Origin of the sequence: Kribbella sp. CCNWLW201 (assembly GCF_037203805.1) — a bacterium.
Lineage (GTDB): Bacteria > Actinomycetota > Actinomycetes > Propionibacteriales > Kribbellaceae > Kribbella.
This window is the reverse complement of sequence record NZ_JBBCBQ010000001.1, coordinates 161,371-183,110: the sequence shown is the minus strand read 5'-3', so window position 1 is coordinate 183,110 and position 21,740 is coordinate 161,371. Positions and strand designations below refer to the sequence as shown.

Sequence of the window (21,740 nt, the reverse complement as noted above, 5' to 3'; positions counted from 1 at the left end):
GGCTTTGGCGCATATTTGACGTCAAACCGCACACAAGACGGCGTTCGATTGTGTTCGGGAATGGGTTTTTCCGGAATTGCTTGTGTCATAGGCCACTCGTGACGGACTGTGGAATCCGCCAGCAGGGGTCGCGGGGGTTGACGGGAGGACATAGATGACAGTCGGAGGCGTCGACACTTACTACGACTACGAAGAGAAGCAGTGGAAGAGCCGGAGGCTGGGTGGCGGTCCGATCCGCCGTGGCCCGGTATGCCCGGCACCACGAACGACCGACCACGCACTGCACGAGCAGCCACGCGAACGGCATCCGGCCGCACGAGAGCACGAGAAGAAGGCCGTCCTCGGCTGACAATCCGGTGGCAGGGCCCGCCAGACCAGGTCACCACACAGTCACCGAAAGGCACCCCAGCGGCCGTCGAGCCGGAACCCGACGGCCGCTGCGGCACGCCCGCACTCCGCCGAACCGACCTCACACACCGCGATTTCCGGCTGGTCCGCCGACGGCTGGCGAGTGACTGACCACACGGACGGGCAGACGGCGGACCTGGATCAGCGCCAGCACGTGTAAGACCGCGAAGCAGGGTATGGCCGCGGCGGGAAAGAGCGCGAGCGGGAAGTCCGCCACGCTTTCGGGAGAGACGGCGCCGGCGACGACGAACGCGACAATGAAATCGCCGAAGCCCAGCGCGCTGAACGCGAGCAGCCGGCCGCGCGTCAGCGAACCCTTGAGCAAGGCCGACAGCACGGCCATAGCCGCGATGCCTGTCGCGATGTCACCTATCCCCGCCGGCCAGGCGAAAGTGCCCGACACCTCACCTGTCGCAAGCACGAACAGGAACGCCGCGCCGATCACCCGCCACAGCTGCAGGGCGACCAGGATCCTCAGGTCAAGTCCGGCAGCCCATCGACGAACGGCTGGTGCCGCACACCAGGCGACGCCGAACGCGAGCGGAGGGCTCACCGCCGCGACGATCAATCCGACGGGGATCCTGTCCTCCGTGGTGAATCCGCCGGCGAGGGCCAATGCGCCCACGGCCAAGATCCAGGCCGCCGCGGCGGCTGCCAGCGGACGCAATGACGACTGCTGTTCGCTCGGACGCACGTCCATGTGCAACACCTCCGATGATGATGCTACTATGAAAAACAATGTAGATGGAAGGCTTATCAAAGTGAGTCCTCGGGTTCGCCCTTACGCGCAGGTCTGCCCCATCGCAACCGCGCTCGATGTGCTCGGCGACCGGTGGACGCTGCTGATCGTGCGCGACTTGATGCTCGGCCCCCGGCGGTACACCGATCTGCAGCGTGGCCTCCGGGGCATCCCGCCGGATGTGCTCACTACCCGACTCCGCCACCTGGAGTCTGCCGAGCTGATCGCAGTGCGAGAACTGCCGCCACCCGCCTCGCGCCGCGTCTATGAACTGACCGCGGATGGGCGTGAGGTCTTGCCTGTCCTGCTCGCCCTCGGCCGATTCGGCTGGAGCCGGATGGAGGAACCGAGCGATCCGGAGGATCTCGTCCTTGGTCGTGTTCTGATGTCATGTCTGATCGATCCCTCCCCGACCGCGGACAGCGGAGTGTGGGAGATGTGGGTCGACGAGCAGCCCGTAACCGTCACCGTGAACGACGGGCGGCTCGCGATCGAGTGGGGCGAGTGCACCAATCCCGATGTCAGCGTCCGGATGACTACCGCAGTCCTGTGGTCGCTCGTGCGCGGCCGGCTCGGTGTAGAGAAGGCTCTGGCCGCGGGCGGTATGGAGGTCGAGGGCGACCACGATTCCGCGCGGGCCCTGATCGACGTGCTGCGTCACCCGGCCGCATCAACTGACACACGCGAGGCTAGCGAGTGAACAGGGTGCGGAGTTCGAGCGAGGCTTGGAGGCGGTCAGGCCAGGGGCGGGTGCGGAGAGCCCGGCGGAGGGCTCGGACGCCGGACCAGGCTTGATGGCTGAGTTCGGGGGAGGTCGTCGTACCTGACCAGAGTGCGTGGTCGACGGCGGTGGCGATGGTTGTGAGGCCGGGCCTGGTGTCGGGTAGGTCGTCGGCGGCGTCGACGAGATCCCGGACCGTCATGCCCGCGGTCACTGGGACGCCGTGCGCGCGTAGGCGGTCGCGGGCCTCGGCCCAGGCGCCGACCACTGACTGACTGCCGGTACGACGTCTGCGGCGCAGGGCGCGGATGTGCTTCAGCAGCGGTACGCCGGTCAGCCACACCAGCAGCAATCCCGCCGAGGTAAGGAAGATCCACAGCACCGGGACGCGGAAGCCGGACCAGCTTCGCGCGGAACCGCCGTTGTCGGTCGAGGGTGGGGCCTCGGGGTCTTCGATCTGGTTGACCGGGGGGACCGCGGCCCGGGCCTGTTCGGTGATCTTGGCGGTCGAGGCGGAGAGGGAGGTCTTGCCGGTTGCGGCTTGTGCGGTCGGGTCGAGGGGCCACCAGCCGAGTCCTTCGACCGCGACCTCGGGCCAGGCGTAGGCGTCGCTGTCGCGGACTGTGTAGAGGCCGTCCGCGTCGGGTTCGGCGGGGGCGCGGAACCCGACCACGAGCCGGGCCGGGATACCGCTGAGCCGGGCCAGAGCGACGTACCCGGCGGCGAACTGCTCGCTCGTCCCGGGTCGCTGCCCGAGGAGGAACTCGCTCAGCTGCGGCCAACTGTGACCGGTCGGCAGTTGACCGCCGGCGGGGGCCGGCTCGTAGTTGTCGCGCATGTACTTCTCCAACGCGAGCGCGGTGGCGAAGGTCGCGCGTTTGCCCTGCAGGGGGTTGAGCTCGGAGACCTTCTCCGGCACCGGACCGAGGTCGCCCAGTCCGCCGGGAGCATCCGCGTCGATCCCCGCATCGAGCAGGTACGCCGCATCGACCTTGGTCGGCTCCGCCCAGGTCAGCACGTAGTGATCGGGCCGCTCTGGCGCCAGCAGGGTGCTGCCGATCGGCTCGACCTTGGGCTCGGTCACCCCGCCGACGGTTGCCGGTAGCAACTGGCCCGGCAGCCACGGCCCGTCCAGGTCGTCGAGCTGGATGGACGCACGCTGGGTCGTAGTGTCGACCTGGACCTCGGGACCGGGTGTGAGCTCGGATCCCATCCGCAGGAGCGGGTGGTCCGTGGTCCAGTTGGCGCCGTCGAAGTTGTCCAGCGCGACCAGCCGCCAGCGATCGACCGGCTCCGACGCCTCGTACCGGAACACCACCTTGTCCTTGTCCGTGCCCTTCGAACTGAGCCGGCTACCGAGCTCGTCGAGAGGACTGGGCCACCGCGTGCCCTGCACAGTCGCCGCCTGCACCTTCTGCAGCGAGTACGGCGTACGCCCCGCTGGATCGATCGCGCCCGCGACCAGCCCGAAGACGATCGCGGCCGCGGTCACAGCCGCGGTCGCAGCCCAGGGCGCGAGACGGCGGTACTCCATGGTGTCTGGGAGCAGCAGAGCGATAACGATCAAGCAGTAGCCGGCAGCGATCAGTACGGCGGTCAGCCCGGTGGCGGCGATGTAGAGCTGACTGACGCCCAGGACCGCCACCGCGGGAAGCAGCGCGATCAGCGGAGGCGCGCGATCGAGCAACTCGATGGCCAACAGGCAGGCCACTAGCGTCAGCAGCGGGATGAAGACGACCAGCTCCGGATCGGGCCGGGCCGGCCAGGTCGACTCCAGCGTCTGGTGCCACGCGGTCATTCCGCGTCCAAGTGCCCGGACCGACGCCACGGTCGGCAGCCCGACGGCGGTCGTTGCCCTAAGCACCGTTTCGACGATCGCCAGCAGACCGCCCGCGACCACGAGCAACGGACGCCAGGCCGACAACCCTGGCCACTGCCGGCAGGCTTCCGTGGCCAGGTAGGCGACCACACACACCGCAGTCACCGGAAGCCATAGATTGCCAACTCCGAAGACCGGGCCGAAACACAGCCCGCCGACGAGTACGGCGGCCAGCACCGCGATCGTCCGTCGTCTGTTCACTGGATCACCGCCGTCCACTGCTGGAGGGCCGAGGGTGCGGTGCCGGCGAGGATGACCTGGGCGCCGAGGATCGGTGCGACGCCTTGCGCCTCACCAAGGCCGAGGACGGTGACGGAGGAGTAGCGGCTGAGCAGTGGAGCCAGCTCGGCGGCCGAACCACGGACGCCGGTGACGACCACGATCGCGCCGCCGGCCGACGTACCGGTGGTCAGGGCTGGAGGCAACAATCCGGAGCGGTCGTCGCGTTGCCCGACCACGCATAACTCGTCGAGGAACAGCCGGGAGGCGACCGCGCCGCCGGGTGCGGCGGTGTCGGCGCCGGCGGTGGTGACCAGGCGGCACCGGTGGCCCGCGGTCGAGGCGGCGAAAAGGATCGACGCCGCCACCTCGGTCGCCTCTTCGAAGGTTGCCGGAGACAACGGTTCGCGCCGGGTGTCGAGCAGGACGGTCAGCCGGGGCTGGTCGGGATCGGCATAGTCGCGGACCATCAGCTGCCCGGTCCGCGCGGTCGCCTTCCAGTGCAGGTGGCGCACCTCATCGCCGACGACGTACGGCCGGACATCCCGCAGATCCGCTGAACCGCGCAGCGAGTCGTCCGCGGTCCGCCCGATGTGGTGGTGCCGCGGCCGGCCTGCCACGACCGTCTTGGTCGGGTGCCGCTTCGGGTGCACCCATAGCGTCGCGACCTCGCCGGTGGCCTTGCTGTTCCGCGCCAGGCCGAGCGGATCGCGCCGCTCCAGGGTCAACGGCCCGACCGCGATCTTGCCGCGCCGCGAGGTCGGCAGCTCGTAGCGGTACGTCGCCTCACTATCCGGACCGAGCCGCTGGATCCGGACCTCCTGCCGCTCCGGACCGGCCGAGTCGTGCGCCGCGAACGACGCCTGCCACCGAGTGCCTTCGTTCCGAACCCGCAGGGTGGCCAGCGCCGGCCGGCCGCGCTCGACCCGATCGGGTGACAACACCCGCTGCACCGTGACCTGCGGCTGCCGCACAGTCAGTACGGCGGCTGCGATCAGCGCGCCCAGTCCGATCCCACCGAGTGCGCGGAAGACGGCGTACCCGGCGACCTCACCCAGCACGTACGCCGCCACCGATCCGACCAGTACCGCGACCCCACGCCCCGTCAGCCGCATCCCGTCACCCGCTAGGCCAGGTGATCGTGTTCGACTTGTACGGCCCACCCGGACCCGTCGCGGTCACGTAGACCCGCTGGCCGACGCGCGAGTTGTGGAACTTCTTTGTACTGAGGTTGCCCTCGTCGTCAGTGGTGAGGGGGTAGCCGCCCTCGTGGATCTCCCGGCCGCCGGCGTACGCGCGGAACGTGTACTCGGTGTTCGGCTCGAGGCCGGAGGCCGTGATCTGGATGTACCGACAGTCGTCCAGGGTGCCGTCCGGGCAGTCGGAGTCCGGTCCCTTGTCGTCGGCGAGCTCGCCCGGCGCGATCCTCAGCCGGCCGTCGCCCTGCGGCGTCGCCGTGATCGTCGCGGCCACGCCGATCAGCGTCCTGCCGTCGGTTCCGCGAGTGACCGCGCGGACCTGGAAGGTGTACGCCGTACCGTTCGTCAGGCCACTCCAGGTGTACCGGCGGGCCGAGGTCGACTCGGGGTCGCCGTTCAGGACGACGCTGTAGCCGGTCAACGTGCCACCGTTGAGATTCGGCTGCCGCCAGGTCAACGTCACCGCGCTGTCGGACACGGATGCGCTCAGCCCGGGCGGTGCGGCGGCCGGACTGGCCTTCACCGGCTTGGGTTTCGGTTTCGGCGACGGCTTCCTGGTGGTCTCGCGTGGCTTCGGCTTGTTGGTCTTCGGCGGCTCAGTCGTCTCAGGCGGCTCGGTCCGGCGCGGTCGGGCGGGCTTGTTCTCACCCTCGCCCGGTCCCTCGGTCGTCTCCGGCTCACCGGTCCGCGGCGGCGCGGTCTGCGTCGGCTTCGTGGACGGCGGCGTCGAGGGGGGAGTCGACGGAGGCGGCGTGGTCGGATTGGTGGACGGCACCCGCTTGCCGTCGCCCTTCTCGCCCGGATCGCGCGCCTCGACCTCGGTCACCTCGCCGTCGTCCTCGACGACCATCACGCGCTCCCCGGCCTCGCCGTCGACGTACAGCCGCTTGTCCGCACCGCGGAACAGCTCCGGCTTCTCGCCCTTGCCAGGCTTGGCTTTCTGCGACCGCGGGATCGGTCGCGGCTCGGCCTTCTCCCGGCCCTCGGCGTCCAGCGTGACGAGCTTGTTCTGCGACTCGTCGATCAGCGCCAGACCGTTGCCGGACGACGCGATCTGCTTGTACGTGCCCTTGCGCAGCTTCTGTACGACGGGTTCCGCGGGTGCACGGTCGCCGGAGAGAGCGGCATCGACCAGCTGGAGTTCGTTCTTCGCCGGATCCACGATCGCGATCCGGCCGTTCACGTCGTACGGCGCGATGATCGACTCCGGCGTGAGCCGCGCGCTGGGGATCGGCAAGGTGCGGCCGAAGCCGTCGGAGCTGACCGTTCGCAGTTCACCCGCGGTGGTGTCGACGAACACGACCTGGTCGTTGACCACGGTGAGCGCGCCGGTGTGTCCACTGGTCAGTTCGGCCGGGCAGGAGAGCCGATCCGCCTGGGTGGGCAGCTGGCAGAGTTCGCGATTGTTCAGGCGGTGGACCCAGAGCGTCCCGTCGGAGGTGGAGACCGGCTGGCCGAGTCCGCCGAGTCCGGTGATCGTCACCGGATCGGTGCCCAGCCGGCTGATCGCACCGGCTCCCCGGTAGACGGCGAATGCCGCGCCCGGTGCTTCGAGTGCGGTCGGCTGCTCGTCCGACGGGGCCGGCCGCGGCTCCGCGACCTTCAGGTCGGACTTGCCGAATTCCGTGATGGTCCCGCGCGCCAGCATGAAGCCCTGGGTGTCGGTCTGCACGGTCCGTACGCCGTCACCGCGCTCGCCGACCTCGACCTGCCCGTCGACGTTCTTGGTGCCGCCGTCGATGTGGAAGACGGTGCCGAGGGTGCTGTTGTAGATCAGGTGACCGGACTGGACGAACTTCATCCCGGCCGAGTCGGCGCCCGCCCCGGTCACGGCCAGCGTCGTCGCCGCCATGCAGACCGCGACCACGCCGGCCAGCGCCGCCCGCGAGCGCCACGCCTGGCGACCCGGCGTGGCGGCCTCCTCATCAGTCGGGGCAGGTGTGCGGCGGAAGATCGATTTCATCCTTGGCCTCCCTGGTCAGCCGACGCTCGCGCCGGCGGTCGGGGCCGGGGTCGCGGCCAGCACCTCGTCCACCACGGACGAAGGTGGCCGCTGGCTCAGCTCGGCATCGGGGGTCAGGACAAGCCGGTGTGCGAGGACCGGCTGCGCTACCTGCTTCACGTCGTCCGGCGTCGTGAACGCGCGCCCGTCCGTCGCGGCGAACGCACGGGCGGCCCGGACCAACGCGATGCTGCCGCGCGGACTGGCGCCGTACCGGACGGCTGTGTGCTCCCGCGTCGCCGCCGCGAGCTTGACCGCGTACGAGCTGATCGCCGGGTCGACGTGGACCGACCGGACCGCCGCGATCGCGTTCCGCAGCGCGGGTACGTCGATCACCGGGCTGAGCGAGTCCGGGCCGACTCGGCCGGTGTCGCCGAGCACGATCCGGACCTCGGCGTCGTGGTCGGGGTAGCCGATCTCGATCCGCATCAGGAACCGGTCCAGCTGCGCCTCCGGCAGCCGGTAGGTGCCTTCCATCTCGATCGGGTTCTGGGTGCCGATGACCAGGAACGGGTCCGGTACGGCGCGGGTGTTCGAGTCGACCGTGACCCGGCGCTCGGCCATCACCTCGAGCAGGGCGGACTGCGTCTTCGGCGTACCGCGGTTGATCTCGTCGGCGACCACCACGTTGGCGAAGATGCCGCCCGGGTGGAACTCGAACGTCTCGTTGCCCTGGTGGTAGACCATCACGCCGGTGATGTCACCGGGCAGCAGGTCGGGGGTGAACTGGATCCGGTTCCAGGTCGCGTCGATACTGCGGGCGATACACCGCGCCAACGTGGTCTTGCCCAGGCCGGGCACGTCCTCGATCAGCAGGTGCCCCTCGGCGAACAGTGCGGTCAACGCCAGCCGGATCACCTCCGGCTTGCCGTGAATGACCTTCGCCAGGTTGTCCGCGACCAGCCGATAAGCCTCGCCAGGCGGAATGGTGGCACTCATCGATAGCTCTCCCCAGGTGTACGCCGGACTGCACTGAGTGACCCTACTCAGCCCAGGTCCATCCGCCGTCCAGAACTGGTCCAGGCTGGATTCTTACTCCGAGGTAGGCAACCGGAATTCGAAGATCGCGCCGCCCTCGTCGGCGTTGTAGACCTTCAGATCGCCACCGTGGGCGAGCGCGACCCAGCGGACGATCGGCAGGCCGAGTCCGAACGACCCGCCGCCGCTGGTGTAGCGCTCGAACAGCTCCTCGCCGACCGCGGGGTCGATCCCGGGGCCTTGGTCGGCCACGATGACGCGACCGTCGGCGACCGTGACGGTGACGACAGCCTGGTCGGCGCCCGGAGCCCGGCCGTGCCGCATGGCGTTGTCCAGCAGGTTGCCGATGGCCCGCTGCAGCAGGGTCGGATCGCCGCGCACCATGGTCGGCGCGGTCACCAGCTGGATCCGGGCGCCGTCGGTCGGCAGGTCCTCGACCAGGCCACCGACGAGCTGGTCGAGCCACACCGGCTGCACGGCCAGCTGTTCCACCCCGGAAGCCAGCCGGGCCCGGACGAGCAGGCCTTCGATGATGTCGCCCATCCGCCCGGCGAGCCGAACCGTCCGGGGCAGCAACTCGGCCCGTTGGCTGGGGTCCTGGGCCGCCGCCTCGGCCAGCGCCCGCAGCGCGGCGACCGGCGTCCGCAGGTCGTGGGCGGTCTCGGCGAGCAAAGTCTCCTGCTGTTCGAGAGCTGCCATCGCGGGCCGGAGAGCGCGACCGGATAACCAGTACCCGGCCAGTGCCGCGGCGCCGATCAGGATCGCGCACACCCCGAGGACCGCCCACACGAGCCGCTGGTGTCCATCCAGCTGATCCTCGGTGTCCGTCCACGCCAGTACGGCGCCGCCGACCCGCTTGTCCTGACCGATGAACGGCTCGACCGCCACCCGGATCCGGTGACCGTTCGATGCCTTGCTGTCGGCGAGCAGACTCTTCCCCGCGCCGGCCATCGCCTGGTTCGCCAGGTCGTCCAGGACCGCGCGGTCGACCGGCGTACAGTCCAGCGCGCTCTTGTACCGATCGGCCTTGCCCAGCACGATCTCGAACTGCGGGCACTTGTTGTTCAGCGGATCGCTGCTGAGACTGGGGAAGCTGACTGTGCTCGCGTCCTCCTTGATCAGCCGCAGCACCGGCGCGGTGACGACGTTGAGCTGGTTGTCGATGTCCGTCGTACGGCGCCCGGAGTCCAGCGTGATGATGATCGGCGCGAGGATGATCAGGCCGACCGTGTTCGTCACGGTGAACAGCACGGTCAGCCACCAGCGCAACCGGCGCAACCGCTCGGCGGAGGGACCCCTCATCCGGCGACGCCCGCGCTGGTCAGCCGGTAGCCCTGCCCGCGGACCGCCTGGATCAGTTCCGGACCGCGCAACTTGCCGCGCAGCCGCTTGATGGTCACGTCGACGACGTTCGCCCGCGGGTCCGCGTTCGAGTCCCAGCAGTGCTCGATCAGATCGGTCCGGGAGACGGCCTGCTCGGGCCGGACCATCAGGTACTCCAGCACGGAGAACTCCTTCGCTGTCAGGGTCAGCAGCACGCCGGCCCGGCGGACCTCGCGGCGACCCGTGTCCAGCTCGACATCGGCGTACCGCAGGACCGGCGGGCGGCCGGTGCCCGCGCGACGGCACAGGCTGAGCACCCTAGCGGTCATCTCGGCCACCGCGAACGGCTTGACCAGGTAGTCGTCGCCGCCGTGCTCGAACCCGTCCACCCGGTCGGTCAGCGAGTCCCGGGCGGTCAGGAACAGCACCGGCACCGCCCAGCCGTCCTGCCGCCGGGCGCGGACGTAGCCGATCGAGTCGCCGTCCGGCAGCATCCGGTCGAACACGACGCAGTCGTACGAGTTCACCCACAGTTCCTCGTCCGCGGCCGCGATGGTGCCCGCGAGGTCCACGGCGAGCGCTGCCGACCGCAGCGCGGCGGCCACCGCCACCTGCAGGTCCTCGTCGTCCTCTACCACCAGTACGCGCACGGTCACCCTCGCGTGTCATCGAAATGTCATCGTCGACACGGATCGTATGTGTCATGAACGGTCACTCAGCGCATGCACCGGCCCGGTTGTCCTTCCGCGTGCTGGGCCCGCTCGAGGTCGACGGCCCGGACGGAAGCCCGCTCGACGTCTGCGGCGGCAAGCCCGTCACCGTGCTGACGCTGCTCCTGCTGCACCGCAATGCGTGGGTCAGCACCGAGCAGCTGATCGACGCCGTCTGGGCCGGCCGGGACGTTCCCGCGTCGGCGCAGAACAATCTGAAGACGTACGTCTGGCAGCTCCGCCGGGCGCTCCCCGAGGAGCGGATCGAGAGCCGCCCGGGCGCCTACCGGGTCCGCGTACAGCCCTGTGAGCTGGACGCCGACGTCGCCGCCGGACTGCGCGACGAGGTCCGCGAACTGCTCACCCGCGGCGCCGCCGCCGAGGCCGTGGCCATGGTCGAACAGGCCCTCGCTCTCTGGCGCGGTTGCCCGTACGACGGTCTGACCGCCGACGCGGCCTCGGCCGTCGACCGGCTCACCGAGCTGCACCGGAGTCTGCGCGAGGACCTGGCTGACGCACAGCTCGCGCTCGGCCGGCCCGCCGAGGCGATCGCCGTACTGCGGAATCTCACTGACGAAGAGCCCTTGCGCGAGCTGGCCTGGGCCCGGCTGATGACGGCGTACCGGAAGACCGGCCGTCGGCATGACGCGCTGGCCGCGTACCAGCGGGCCCGGACCGCATTGGTTCGTGACCTCGGGATCGAGCCGGGAGCCGAGCTCACCGCGCTGCACCAGCAGATCCTGAGCGAGGAGGCGCCCCGCCTGGTCGCGCCGCCGCTGAGCTCGAACCTGCCGCCGCGGATCCCCGGTTTCGTCGGCCGGACAGCCGAACTCCGCGCCCTGCAAGGCGCCCGCGGGGTGGTGACGATCGACGGGATGCCCGGTATCGGCAAGACCGCGTTCGCCCTCGAGGTCGCGGCCGCCTCGGGCTCCGAGACGCAGAGCTACCTGGACCTGCGTTCCCCGATTTCCTTGCCGGCAGCAACCGGTCTGCTGATCCTGGACAACGTCGAGCACGCGGACCAGGTACGACGCCTGCTGCCGAACAACCCGGATGCGCTGGTGCTGGTGATCAGCCGCCATCGCCTGACCGGCCTGGATCGCACCGGCGCGGTGACCCTCGACGTACTGACCGCCGACGAAGCCGAGCGGCTGACCGACATCGATCAAGTACTGCGTTGGTGCGAAGGACATCCCGGAGCGATCCGGCACCTGGTCGAGCGGATGCGCAATCGGCAGCCGTGGACGGTGGCCCGGATGGCCGCGCGGCTCGACGATCCGGCGGCCCGTTGCCGCGCGCTCGCCGAGGTGCTGGCGCCGTTCGACGCCGCGTACGACGCGCTGCCGGCACCGGTTCAGCGGTTCTACCGGCGGATCGCCACGACCCCACAGTTCGACCTGCGTCGGGCTGCCAGGCTGGCCGGAGTCGGCCAGGACGCGGTCGAGCCGATGGTCGACCTACTGATGGACCTCAACCTGGTCGCCGAGCCGGCGCCGGGACGGTTCGTCCTGCAGCCGGTGGTCCGCGATCACGCGCACCGGTTGCTGCACGCCACCGAGTCCAAAGCCGAGTTGGTCGCATGAGGCCGAACGCCGCCGCAGCCGCGGCTCCTCAACGCGAGGCCGTCCGGGCCTCGACGGCCAGGGCCGTCCCACAGGCAACGTCGGTGGGCGTGCCGATCGCGCAGCCGGCGCCACCGAGGGCACCGATAGCCGCGCCTGCCCCGACGCACGTCCAGCGACTCACTCTGGTCGCACAGCCGCCCGCGCCCGCGCCGGTGCCCGACACGGTCGAGCGGCCGGACCGGTCGATCCAGGTCGGTCAGGTTGTCTGCTGGCAGTTCGCCGTGGTCGCGGTCGGTGCTGCTACCGCCGGTTCGCGGACGGCGTTGATCCTGACCTCATTCGCGGCCGTGTCCCTGGTCCTGCTGACCGCGATCCGCATCCGCGGACTGTGGCTGTACCGCTGGCTCGGTGTCCTGCTCGGCTTCCTGGTCCGGCGGCGCCGGATCGATCTCGGCGACGGCATCGCGATCAACCTGGTCAGCGCGTTCCTCGGCCGGACCGGCACCGACGAGGTCGTCGTCCGCGAACAGCCGTACGGCGTCCTCAGCCGGCCGACCGGTGCGAGTGTCGCACTCCGACTCGGCGCGGACGCACAGCACAAGGTCCTGCACCGGCTGGGCTCCCTGGCCGACTCGGCGGATGAGCAGCCGGTCGAGGTCGGCGTACAACTCGTCCTGCATACCGGTGTGAAGCAGAACCAGCCGCCGCGCGCCTGGATCGCCGTCGCCGCTGAGCGGACGCCGGACATCGCCACGGACGAGCAACTCCGCCAGGTGCTCGCGAACACGGTCCGCCGTCTGGTCCGCCGGTTCGACCGGGAGGACATCGAGTGCATGCCGCTCGACGAGTCCGACGTACTCGCGTCCCTCGGTGCTCTCGCCCACGCCAACGCCGGCCGCGGCATGATCCACGAACGCTGGTCGACCTGGTCCTGCGGGCCGGTCCGGCAACTGTGCGTTCGGCTGACCGGCTCCGCATCGTTGCCTGCAGCAACCGTGCAGGCGCTGGCCGGCGCCCTCCTCGGCACCGGGACCGGTGCCGCCCAGACCATCGCCATCACGGTGACGGCAGCCGCCGATCACTCAGCACCTCTCCGCCATGACGCCGTACTCCGGCTGGCCGCGTCACACCCGGCCACGCTCGACTCGGCCTATTCCGTCCTGACCACTCTGGCCCGGTCCTTCGGGGTCGAGCCCGAGCGACTCGACGGGCGGCACGCCACCGGTGTCGCCGCCACGCTACCTCTGGGGGTACCACTTTCATGACCGTCACCATGCTGACTTCCGGTTTCCATCAGATCCCTGCCCACAGTGGGATCGCGGAACTGCTCGCGAACGCCGAGGACGAGGTGATCGCGATGAGCAACCTCACCCCGGCCGGGCCCGCCTTCGGCCCGCGCGACGTCCGGCCCGGTCTGCGCTACCGGGCGATCTACCCCGACACCGCCCGGACCACGCCGACCGCGTGCCGGCACCTGGGCGCGATGTCGATCGCCGGGGTCGCGGTGCGGACGATGCCGTACATCCCGATGAACGCGCTCGTGATCGACGGATCGATCGCGGTCCTACCCGCGGACACGGCGACCGGCAGTGTCGCGGTGCTCCGGCTGAACAGCGTGGTCACCACGGCCATCGAGCTCTTCGAGCGGATCTGGCCGGACGCCGTACCGCTGGCCGGTGACGACCTGCCGGACGACACCGACCTATCCGGGCGCGAGCAGGAGATGCTGCGGCTACTCGCCCTCGGCGCGACCGACGAGGTGGCCGCGGCCCAGCTCGGCATCTCGGTCCGGACGGTACGGCGGATGGTCGCGCAGATCATGAACCGGCTGGGCGCGCGCAGCCGCTTCCAGGCCGGCGTGAAAGCCGCCGACCGCGGCTGGCTCCTGGAACGAGCCAGCTGATGAGGGTGCTCACCGTCGCCCCGGATCGTCCCGGTGCGTATCCGACCATCGGCTCCGCGTTGCTCGAGGCGCCCGACGGAGCCGCGATCGCGATCGCCGACGGCACGTATGCCGAGACGCTCGAACTGTCCGGTCGCTCGGTCACCCTCCGGGCCGAGGACGGGGCGACGGTGATCCTCGACGGTTCCGGCGCCGACTGGCCGACGATCCGGGCCGTGGACGGTGCGCTGACCCTGCAGGGTCTCGACGTACGGGCCAGCGAGAGCATCGCGATCTCGGTCGACCGTACGGCGCTGACCGTCGAGCAGTGCACCATCACCGGCCGGACCCGGCCCGCGATCAGTGTGCACGCGAGTACGTCGTTCACCGTCGACCGTTGCACCGTGACCGGCGCCGAGACCGGGATCGTGGTCGAGGGCGCCGGCGGCCGGATCCTGGACACCACCGTCCGGGACATCTCGGGCGACGGCATAGTCGTTGCCCTAGGCGCCGATCCGGTGATCCGGAACAGCACGATCTCCGGCTGCGGCGGCCGCGGCGTCTACATCTACCAGTACAGCCGGCCGGAGCTCACCGACACCGAGATCGCCCACACCGGCACCGAGGGGATCGGCGTCGCCCACGGCAGTACGCCGGTCATCCGGCGAGTGACCGTGCACGACACCCGTGGATCCGCGATCACGTTCGCGCCCGGGTGCGGCGGCACGGTCGAGGGCAGCCGGTTCACGAACACGGCCGAGCCCGCGCTGCTGATCGCGGCCGGCGCCACGGTCGACGTGGTCGAGGAGAGTCAGGCGATCGCGGCCGGGGCCGGCGGGCCGATCGACGAGTTGTTCGGCGATCTCGACGCGATGGTGGGTCTGCCTGGAGTCAAGGCGGAAGTGCGTGCGATGGTCGACGAGATCCAGGTCAACGAGTGGCGTCGTACCGCCGGACTGTCGGTGGGCGCGGTCAGCCATCACCTGATCTTCGCGGGTGCGCCGGGGACCGGGAAGACGACGGTCGCGCGGCTGTACGGGAAGCTGCTGAAGGCCCTCGGCGTGCTGCCGCACGGCGGCTTCACCGAGGTGTCGCGGCGGGACCTGGTCGGTCAGTACATCGGGCACACCGCGGAGAAGACGGCGCAGGTGTTCGAGAAATCGCTCGGCGGGGTGCTGTTCATCGACGAGGCGTACACGCTGTCGCGGTCGGCCGGTACCGGCGGCGACTTCGGCCAGGAGGCGATCGACGCGCTGGTCAAGCTGATGGAGGACCACCGGGACGAGATCGCGATCATCGTCGCCGGGTACACCGCGGAGATGAACGAGTTCCTGGACGCGAACCCGGGGCTGGCGTCGCGGTTCTCGAAGACGATCGAGTTCGAGAACTACAGCGCCGAGGAACTGCTGCTGATCACCGACCGGATGGTCTCCGGCGGCGACTATCTGCTCGACCCGGCCGCCGCTCCGCCGCTGACGTCGTACTTCGACCGGATCGCGAACGGCCCGAACTTCGGTAACGCCCGCGAGGCCCGCCGCCTGGTCGAAGCGATGCGCAAGGCCCAGTCCCAGCGACTCCGCACGCTCGGCCGGATGCCTACCACCGAGGAACTCCGCTCGCTGCTGCCGGCCGACGTACTGACCGCCGCCGGTGGCTGACAGGCCGGGGTCGGCGGCGGCGAAGTTCCGGGATCGCATAGAGTGAGGTGGGTTAGCACCGGATCGGAAGGACCGCCGCGGATGGCCGACGGAGAGAAGGCGCCGTACCCCGGGTTCGACATGAACAAGCCGAGTATCGCGCGGACGTACGACTACCTGCTCGGCGGCAAGGACAACTTCGCCGTCGACCGCGCCTTCGGGGACAAGTTCATCAAGGACCTGCCCGGCTCGCAGCAGATCGCGCACGACAACCGCGGCGCGCTGATCCGGGCGATTCGCGAACTGGTGTCGAACAACCGGATCCGGCAGTTCATCGACCTGGGCAGCGGGCTGCCGACGGCCGACAACGTCCACCAGGTCGCCCAGCGGTACGACCCGGACGCGAAGGTCGTGTACGTCGACAACGACCCGATCGTGCTCGCGCATGGCCGCGCGCTGCTGGCCGAGAACAGCAACACCACCGTCATCCAGTCCGACCTGCGCACTCCGAAGGAGATCTACGACCACCCGGACACGCAGGTCCTGATCGACTTCGAGCAGCCGGTCGCGGTCATCTTCAGCGCGACCTTGCACCACGTGAACGACGATGAGGACCCGGCCGGTCTGGTCAAGTTCTGGGCCGACCGCATCCCGTCCGGCAGCTATGTGTTCATCAGTCACTTCCGCAGCGAGAACGACCCGCGCAGCGCCGAGTTGGAGCAGCTGCTGCAGGGCTCCCTCGGTCGCGGCCGCTGGCGGACCGACGAGCAGATCCTGGCCCTGTTCGGCGACGGCTTCACCGTCCTCGAGCCCGGCCTGGTCCCGGCCGTCGAGTGGCGCAACCCCGCGCCCGTCGACGACATGACGGACTGGCAACGCCTGATCGCCGCCGTCTTGGCGGTCAAGAACTAGCTTGCTGCCGCTCAGGAGATGCAGGTGGCTCCGCGGAGGCTTCGGGCGGCGCTCAAGTAGGTCTCTTCGCCGTCGGTGCCCTGGATCTGGACGCAGTACTTCAGCCCGGGGTTGACCTGCACGGTCGTGCTGGTCGCGGCACCGGAATAGGCGACGCGCGGTTCTTTCGCGCCCTGCTCGGCGACGAAGACGGCGTACCGGTCGAGTTTCTTCGGGAACGACCAGGCCAGGACGACGGAGGTGCCCTTGTCCTGGGGTGGTTTGAGCACGATCGGGGACTTCGTCGGGGCGGTCGCGGCCGGGCTGGTCGGCGTACTGGCGGTCGGGGTCGGGGCGGGCGTCGCGGCCTCGTCGTCGCGGCCCGGCTGGATCATCACCGGCACCACCGCGACCAGGGAGACGGCGGCGGCCGCGCCGATCAACAACCCCTTGCGTGACTTCCGCGGGGTGGCCGTCTTCTTCCGCTTCTTCTGGATCACGGGTGTCGCCGTGATCGTTGCCATCGGCACCGTTCGTCCGGCGGCCAGCTCGTCGCTGAAGTCGTCGAAGTCGAGCTCGTCCTCCGCCGGTGGCGCGGTCAGCAACTCCTCGAACTCGCGGACCACCGTCGCCGCATCCGGCCGCGCGTCCGGTTCCTTCGCCATCATCCGCAGCAGCAACCCGGACAACGCCGGCGGCACATCCCGGCCGGACACCTCAGGCGGCGGCTCACGCAGTACTCGCAGTACGACGCCGTCCGCCGGCTCACCCGTCCGCGCCGGGAACGGCGGCTGCCCGGTCAACGCCAGATACAGTACGGCGCCGAGCCCGTAGACGTCTGCGTTCTCGGAGAGCTCGCCATCTCGCAGTACCTCAGGAGCCGTGTAGGCAGCGTCCGCCATCAGATCCCTCGGGAACCTCAGGCGCAGCGCCAACCCGAAGTCGGCGAGCGCCGGCTGACCACTCGGCCGCTCGAGGACGTTCGCCGGCGTCACCCCGCCGTGCACAAGCCCGGCCTCATGCGCCTCGGCCAGCACCGAACTCAGGATCTGCCCGAGAATCACCACATCGCCGATCGGCAACGGCCCGTTCGCGACCAGATCCGGCAACGACTGCGGGCAGAACTCCATCCGCAACCCGGTCCGCCCGTCCGGCAGCTCGTCCAGCGCCTCCACCCGCACGATCGACGCCGCCGACCGCAACCCGACCAACTTCGCCTGCTCGACCTCGACCGCGTTGTACGTCCGCCGATCCAGCGGCTGTGGGTAGACCTTCAGCACCGTCGTCCGCGCACCCGGCACCAGGTAGATGGACGCGACCGGCCCGGCGGCCCGCGGTACCAGTGCGTCGAGCGGAATCTCAGCCATCAGGGCCATCTTGTCACCCCGCGACGTCCAAGTAGGCGCAACCGTGGGCGATCAGGAACCGCAGATCACCGAGGATCTCCGCCAGCGCGGTCACCGGATTGGCCGGCTGCCCATGGTCCGCTGTCACTGTCGCCCGCAGCTCACAGCTGTGCCATAACGTCGGCGCCACCGACCCCCACTGCCACAACTCATAACAGTCCGGATCCAGCACCGCCGCCGTACCCACCCCCGGAATCCCCACCGCATGCCCGTCGACCCGATCCGGCGCATTCCCAAGCCCCACGAACAACACATCCATCCGATGACTCCGCGCGAAGTTGGCCGGATCGTCGACCACCACCACCGACCCTGCGTCGGCCAACGCCTCGAGTTCCTTGCCCGCGTCCGGGATACCGACGCTCTCGGCTTGCTGGATCACATCCTCGGGGGTCCACGCCCCCTTACCGACCTCCGGCAATCCATGCGCCAGCACCCAAACCCCGAACGCATCCTCCCCGAGCCGATGCTGGCTCCACCCGACCCGCACGACCTGCTCGGCGTCGCGCGCGCCCCCGTAGAAACCGACCGGGAACACCGTTGCACTCATCGGATCCTCCGCCGATCGAAATACGCCGCGCGCACCGCCAGCAATCCATGAGCCTGCCCGAGCACGCCCGTCAGCACCTGTCGCGGATCGATCTCCTCCACATTCGTCTCTCCCGCCTCCCGCGCCACCACCGCCGCATCCCGGCACGCCGTCCACAGCTCGGGGGCGAGCTGTGCCCAGGCCCAGACGTCGTACATGGCCGTCGAAACCTGAGCGATCGGCTGATTCAGTACTCCGACCGTCTGCAGCCCTGATTCATCCGGCCCAAGGCCGTGTAACAACGGGAACAACTGATGCTCCCGCGCGAACTCGACCGCACCGTCGGACTCCGGATCCACCGCGACGAGCAGGCCGTCCGCGAGGAACCGGTCGATCGCCGGCCCCACTCCGTCGACCGGCAGCCCGAGCTTCTCCGCCAGCTTCGTCACCGTTTCCCGGGTCGGCCGATCCGCGTCGTCGGTCCCGTGCGCGAGCAACCACACCGCGAACTCCCGGTCCTCCAGCTCCGCCACGTCGACCCCCACCCGAACCTGCTGCCGATGTGCAGACCCACTGTCCGCATACAGCACGCCCAGGTCATGCCCCACCGGGATCAGCAGTTCTCCGTCGGTCCCCACGAGCGCTCCTTCGACTAGCCGTCGTACTGAGGGTATGGACGGCGCTGCCCGCCATACCGCCGACGGCAGGAACCTGTCGCGAACCTCCTCGGTGCGTGCTGTCGCCCGATGGTTGGAGCGCCGACCTATGCGAAAGCGAGGAACCTGGTCGATGAACATCACCGGTCTGCTCCGGGTCACGGTCGCCGCCCCGCACCGGCGCCTCGACCTGGCCCTGCCCGAACAAGCCTCGGTCGCCGAGGTGCTCCCCGGCCTCCTGGCCAAAGCCGGCGAACACCTCGCCGACGAAGGTGTCCCCGACGGCGGCTGGACGCTCCGCCGGATGGACGGCAGCGAACTCAACCTCGGTCGCACCCTCGGCGCTCACCGGGTCCGCGACGGCGAGATCCTCCACCTGGTGCCGCGGACGACCGACTGGCCAGAACTCGAGTACGACGACCTCGTCGCGGCGGTCGCGACCGGCTCGGGACGACTCGGCGTGGCCTGGTCCTCATGGCACACCAGAGCCGCAGGACTGTCCATCGCGGTCCTCGCCGTACTGGCCGGATTCGTCACCGTGATCAGGGCCGGCGCGCCCTGGGCGGGTCCGGCCGGCTGGCTGCTGTTGCTGGCCTTGTTGCTCGTGGCAACAGGCGTTGCGCTGGCCAGGGCGGTCGGTGACTCCGGTGCGGGTGTCGTCGTCGGTGCCCTCGGCCTGGTTGCAGCGGCGGTGGGCGGTGGCCTCGTGCTCGCCGGTGACAGCGCGTGGCCGGCGATCGGAGCGCCGCAGTTGCTGGCCGCATCAGCCGCACTGTTGCTGGCCGGAGTCGTGTGCGCGGTGGGCATCGTCGATGGCGCCACCCTGTTCGCCGCCGCCGTCACGCTCGGCGCGCTCGGCATCGGCTGCGGGTGGATCGGCTCGGTCGAGCGGCTCGACGGCACCGACACGGCCGCGATCACGGCCGGCGGGCTGATCGCCTTGTCGCCGTTACTCGGCTCGCTGGCGATCCGGCTCGGCCGGGTGCCGATGCCGATCCTGCCCCGTACCACCGCAGATCTGGTCAGAGACGATCCGCAACCGCCACGGCGGCACGTTTACGGCGCGGTGGTCCGGGCGGACAGTCTGCTCACCGGCCTGCTGATCGGGACGACCGCCGTGGTGGCGATCTGTGAGATCCTGCTGGTCATCGACGGCTCCCGGTCGGCCACGATCCTGGCGATCCTGGTCGCCGCCGGTTGTCTGATCCGGGCCAGGCTCTACCCGATTGTGAAGCAGCGTTTGACCTTCCTCGCTGCCGGTGCCATCGGTGCCGGCGCGTTGGCCCTCGGCCCGCTCAGCGCCAGTACGGCGAACCCGGTGTCGCTGGTGCTTCCGGTGAGTCTGCTGACCGCGATCGTGGCTGTCGTCGTCGGGCTGCGGTACGCCGTACGGCCGCCGTCCCCTTATCTGGGTCGAGCGGCCGAGATTCTGGAAGTCCTGTTGATGCTCGCGCTGATCCCGGTGGTTTGTGGCGTTCTCGGGCTGTACGGGCTGCTGCGCGGATGGGGTGGCTGAGATGGCGACCCGCAAGGACCAACTGCAGTCCCACCGGTTCCTCGGCCAGCGGATGGTGTCCGCGCTGGTCACGAGAGAGTCGGATCCCGAGCAGCCGCCGTTCCGTCGTCCGCTCGCGTCGGCGATCGGCGGTGCGATCATCGCCGTGCTCGCGCTCGCAGTGGTCACCGTTTACGGGCTCGTCGTACCTGGTGGGAACAAGGCTTGGCAGTCCGGTGACGCGGTGATCGTGGAGAAGGAAACCGGCACGCGATACGTCTACCTGGACGGTCGGCTGCATCCCGTCACCAACTATGTCTCCGCACTGCTCGCCCTGGGCAAGAAAGCGACCACTCGTCAGGTGTCGCAGCGGTCACTGCGAGGCGTGCCGCGCGGACCGCGGATCGGGATTCCGGACGCGCCCGATGCGCTTGCCCCGAGCAACCGCCTGCTGACCGGTGCGTGGACGCTGTGCTCGCAACCAGTGGTGAGCTCGTCCGGGGAGCGGACCAGCGAGTCGGTGCTGATGGTGGGTGCCCAGCCGGCTGTGTCCCAACCGCTCGACACGTACGCGCTGCTGGCGGAAGTGATCGAGACCGGCGACCAGTACCTGATCATGAACGGCCGCCGGCACCGGATCGACAAGGCAGACGCGGTCACAGTCGGCCTGGCCCTCGAAACTGAGCCCTGGGCACGCGTCGGCGCCGCGTTCATCGCCGCCCTGCCGGACGGTCAGCCGATCGCGCCGATCAAGCCGGCCGGGATCGGCGCCCCGTCGACCGCCATCCCGGCGCGCCGGTCGACGAAGATCGGCCAGCTGTTCGTGGTGCAGACATCCGGTGGTGGCCGGCAGTACTACCTGGCCGCCAAGAATCGGCTGTTGCCGATCTCCGAACTGCAGTCCGACATCCAGAAAGCGTACAAGCCGATGTCGGCTGCGTACGGCGGGAAGGCACCGGCAGCGATCGAGATCAGCGTCCTCGAAGTCAGCCAGTCTGAACCCGTGCCAGACGAGACCGCTGAAGGCCGGATGCCCCGCAGCCGCCCGAAGTTCGCCGCCCCCAGCGATGGCATCACCAGCACTGTCTGTGCAACCTTCCCTCCCAACGAGCGGACTCCGTCCGTCTCGATCGACGCCCAACTGCCGCCTCGCGACGCCGTGATGATGACCCCCAAGCGCGGCCCCCAAGGCACCGCCCTCGCCGACCGGGTCATCGTCACCCCCGGCTCTGCTGCCGTAGTAGAAGCCATGCCGTCCACCCGCGCCCCGGCCGGCACCGTGGTACTGATCACCGACATGGGTCGCGCCTATCCCTTGGTCAAGCCTGACCTACTCGACTGGCTGGGGTACGCCGGCACCACGCCGGTCAGATTCCCCGCCGGTCTGATCAGCCGCATCCCGCAAGGCCAAGGCCTCAACCCCGACACGGCCACCCGCCCAGTCGCCTGAACCCACGGAGAAGAGGTCCCCGGCCCTTCATGGCCGGGGACCTCTTGGTGTGTT

General features: G+C 69.7%; 19 protein-coding genes. 9 read left to right on the top strand and 10 right to left on the bottom strand.

Annotated elements, in window-relative coordinates:
- The first annotated feature begins 154 nt into the window (after positions 1–154).
- Entirely contained in the window at positions 155–349 is a 195-nt protein-coding gene (locus tag V9K99_RS00775; RefSeq protein WP_337008029.1) for a hypothetical protein, read from the top strand.
- A 120-nt stretch (positions 350–469) separates the two neighbouring features.
- Here V9K99_RS00775 and V9K99_RS00770 read toward each other — a convergent pair whose 3' ends face one another.
- Positions 470–1,108 (bottom strand): hypothetical protein, encoded by a 639-nt coding sequence (locus V9K99_RS00770; protein ID WP_337008031.1) that lies wholly within the window; start codon positions 1,106–1,108, stop codon positions 470–472.
- Here V9K99_RS00770 and V9K99_RS00765 point away from each other — a divergent pair.
- Positions 1,107–1,847: a winged helix-turn-helix transcriptional regulator gene (locus V9K99_RS00765; protein ID WP_337323614.1), complete on the top strand. Its 741-nt coding sequence runs from the start codon at positions 1,107–1,109 to the stop codon at positions 1,845–1,847. The genes V9K99_RS00770 and V9K99_RS00765 overlap by 2 nt on opposite strands.
- On the opposite strand, the gene V9K99_RS00760 is transcribed toward V9K99_RS00765, so the two are convergent.
- The 6 genes from V9K99_RS00760 to V9K99_RS00735 all read right to left on the bottom strand — a co-directional run bounded on the left by V9K99_RS00760 (position 1,837) and on the right by V9K99_RS00735 (position 10,118).
- Positions 1,837–3,948 (bottom strand): transglutaminase family protein, encoded by a 2,112-nt coding sequence (locus V9K99_RS00760; RefSeq protein WP_337008035.1) that lies wholly within the window; start codon positions 3,946–3,948, stop codon positions 1,837–1,839. The two genes, V9K99_RS00765 and V9K99_RS00760, sit on opposite strands and share 11 nt — an antisense overlap.
- Complete coding sequence (locus V9K99_RS00755) at positions 3,945–5,081, bottom strand: DUF58 domain-containing protein (protein WP_337008037.1); 1,137 nt, start codon at positions 5,079–5,081, stop codon at positions 3,945–3,947. Before V9K99_RS00755 ends, V9K99_RS00760 begins: the two co-directional genes overlap by 4 nt.
- Before the next feature lie 4 nt (positions 5,082–5,085).
- A complete protein-coding gene (locus V9K99_RS00750; RefSeq protein WP_337008039.1) occupies positions 5,086–7,128 on the bottom strand; it encodes a fibronectin type III domain-containing protein in 2,043 nt (680 codons plus the stop codon).
- A gap of 15 nt (positions 7,129–7,143) precedes the next feature.
- A complete protein-coding gene (locus tag V9K99_RS00745; RefSeq protein ID WP_337008041.1) occupies positions 7,144–8,106 on the bottom strand; it encodes an AAA family ATPase in 963 nt (320 codons plus the stop codon).
- A 93-nt stretch (positions 8,107–8,199) separates the two neighbouring features.
- Entirely contained in the window at positions 8,200–9,447 is a 1,248-nt protein-coding gene (locus V9K99_RS00740; RefSeq protein WP_337008043.1) for a sensor histidine kinase, read from the bottom strand.
- Entirely contained in the window at positions 9,444–10,118 is a 675-nt protein-coding gene (locus tag V9K99_RS00735; protein ID WP_337008045.1) for a response regulator transcription factor, read from the bottom strand. The genes V9K99_RS00740 and V9K99_RS00735 overlap by 4 nt, the downstream gene beginning before the upstream one ends.
- A 53-nt stretch (positions 10,119–10,171) precedes the next feature.
- Between V9K99_RS00735 and V9K99_RS00730 the strand changes: the two genes are divergently transcribed.
- From V9K99_RS00730 to V9K99_RS00710, 5 genes are all read left to right on the top strand, one after another.
- Positions 10,172–11,761: an AfsR/SARP family transcriptional regulator gene (locus V9K99_RS00730; RefSeq protein ID WP_337008047.1), complete on the top strand. Its 1,590-nt coding sequence runs from the start codon at positions 10,172–10,174 to the stop codon at positions 11,759–11,761.
- The gene (locus V9K99_RS00725) at positions 11,758–13,008 is read left to right on the top strand and encodes a type VII secretion protein EccE (protein WP_337008049.1); all 1,251 of its coding nucleotides are present in this window, start codon (positions 11,758–11,760) and stop codon (positions 13,006–13,008) included. The genes V9K99_RS00730 and V9K99_RS00725 overlap by 4 nt, the downstream gene beginning before the upstream one ends.
- On the top strand, positions 13,005–13,646 hold the full coding sequence (locus tag V9K99_RS00720; protein WP_337008051.1) for a helix-turn-helix transcriptional regulator: 642 nt from the start codon (positions 13,005–13,007) through the stop codon (positions 13,644–13,646). Before V9K99_RS00725 ends, V9K99_RS00720 begins: the two co-directional genes overlap by 4 nt.
- Positions 13,646–15,283, top strand: coding sequence for a right-handed parallel beta-helix repeat-containing protein (locus V9K99_RS00715; RefSeq protein ID WP_337008053.1), 1,638 nt, complete (start codon positions 13,646–13,648; stop codon positions 15,281–15,283). The genes V9K99_RS00720 and V9K99_RS00715 overlap by 1 nt, the downstream gene beginning before the upstream one ends.
- 81 nt (positions 15,284–15,364) lie before the next feature.
- The gene (locus V9K99_RS00710; protein ID WP_337008055.1) at positions 15,365–16,174 is read left to right on the top strand and encodes an SAM-dependent methyltransferase; all 810 of its coding nucleotides are present in this window, start codon (positions 15,365–15,367) and stop codon (positions 16,172–16,174) included.
- Positions 16,175–16,185: 11 nt separating this feature from the next.
- On the opposite strand, the gene V9K99_RS00705 is transcribed toward V9K99_RS00710, so the two are convergent.
- The 3 genes from V9K99_RS00705 to V9K99_RS00695 are packed head-to-tail and all read right to left on the bottom strand — an operon-like array spanning position 16,186 to position 18,723.
- Positions 16,186–17,520 (bottom strand): protein kinase domain-containing protein, encoded by a 1,335-nt coding sequence (locus V9K99_RS00705; RefSeq protein ID WP_337008057.1) that lies wholly within the window; start codon positions 17,518–17,520, stop codon positions 16,186–16,188.
- Positions 17,521–17,533: 13 nt separating this feature from the next.
- Positions 17,534–18,106: a hypothetical protein gene (locus V9K99_RS00700; RefSeq protein WP_337008059.1), complete on the bottom strand. Its 573-nt coding sequence runs from the start codon at positions 18,104–18,106 to the stop codon at positions 17,534–17,536.
- Positions 18,103–18,723, bottom strand: a complete 621-nt coding sequence (locus V9K99_RS00695) for a hypothetical protein (protein ID WP_337008061.1) — start codon at positions 18,721–18,723, stop codon at positions 18,103–18,105. The genes V9K99_RS00700 and V9K99_RS00695 overlap by 4 nt, the downstream gene beginning before the upstream one ends.
- Before the next feature lie 127 nt (positions 18,724–18,850).
- Here V9K99_RS00695 and eccD point away from each other — a divergent pair, with 127 nt between their 5' ends.
- Together eccD and eccB are read left to right on the top strand one after the other, a co-directional pair.
- The gene (eccD, locus tag V9K99_RS00690; RefSeq protein WP_337008063.1) at positions 18,851–20,257 is read left to right on the top strand and encodes a type VII secretion integral membrane protein EccD; all 1,407 of its coding nucleotides are present in this window, start codon (positions 18,851–18,853) and stop codon (positions 20,255–20,257) included.
- A 1-nt stretch (position 20,258) separates the two neighbouring features.
- A complete protein-coding gene (gene eccB, locus V9K99_RS00685) occupies positions 20,259–21,686 on the top strand; it encodes a type VII secretion protein EccB (protein WP_337008064.1) in 1,428 nt (475 codons plus the stop codon).
- Positions 21,687–21,740 lie beyond the last annotated feature (54 nt).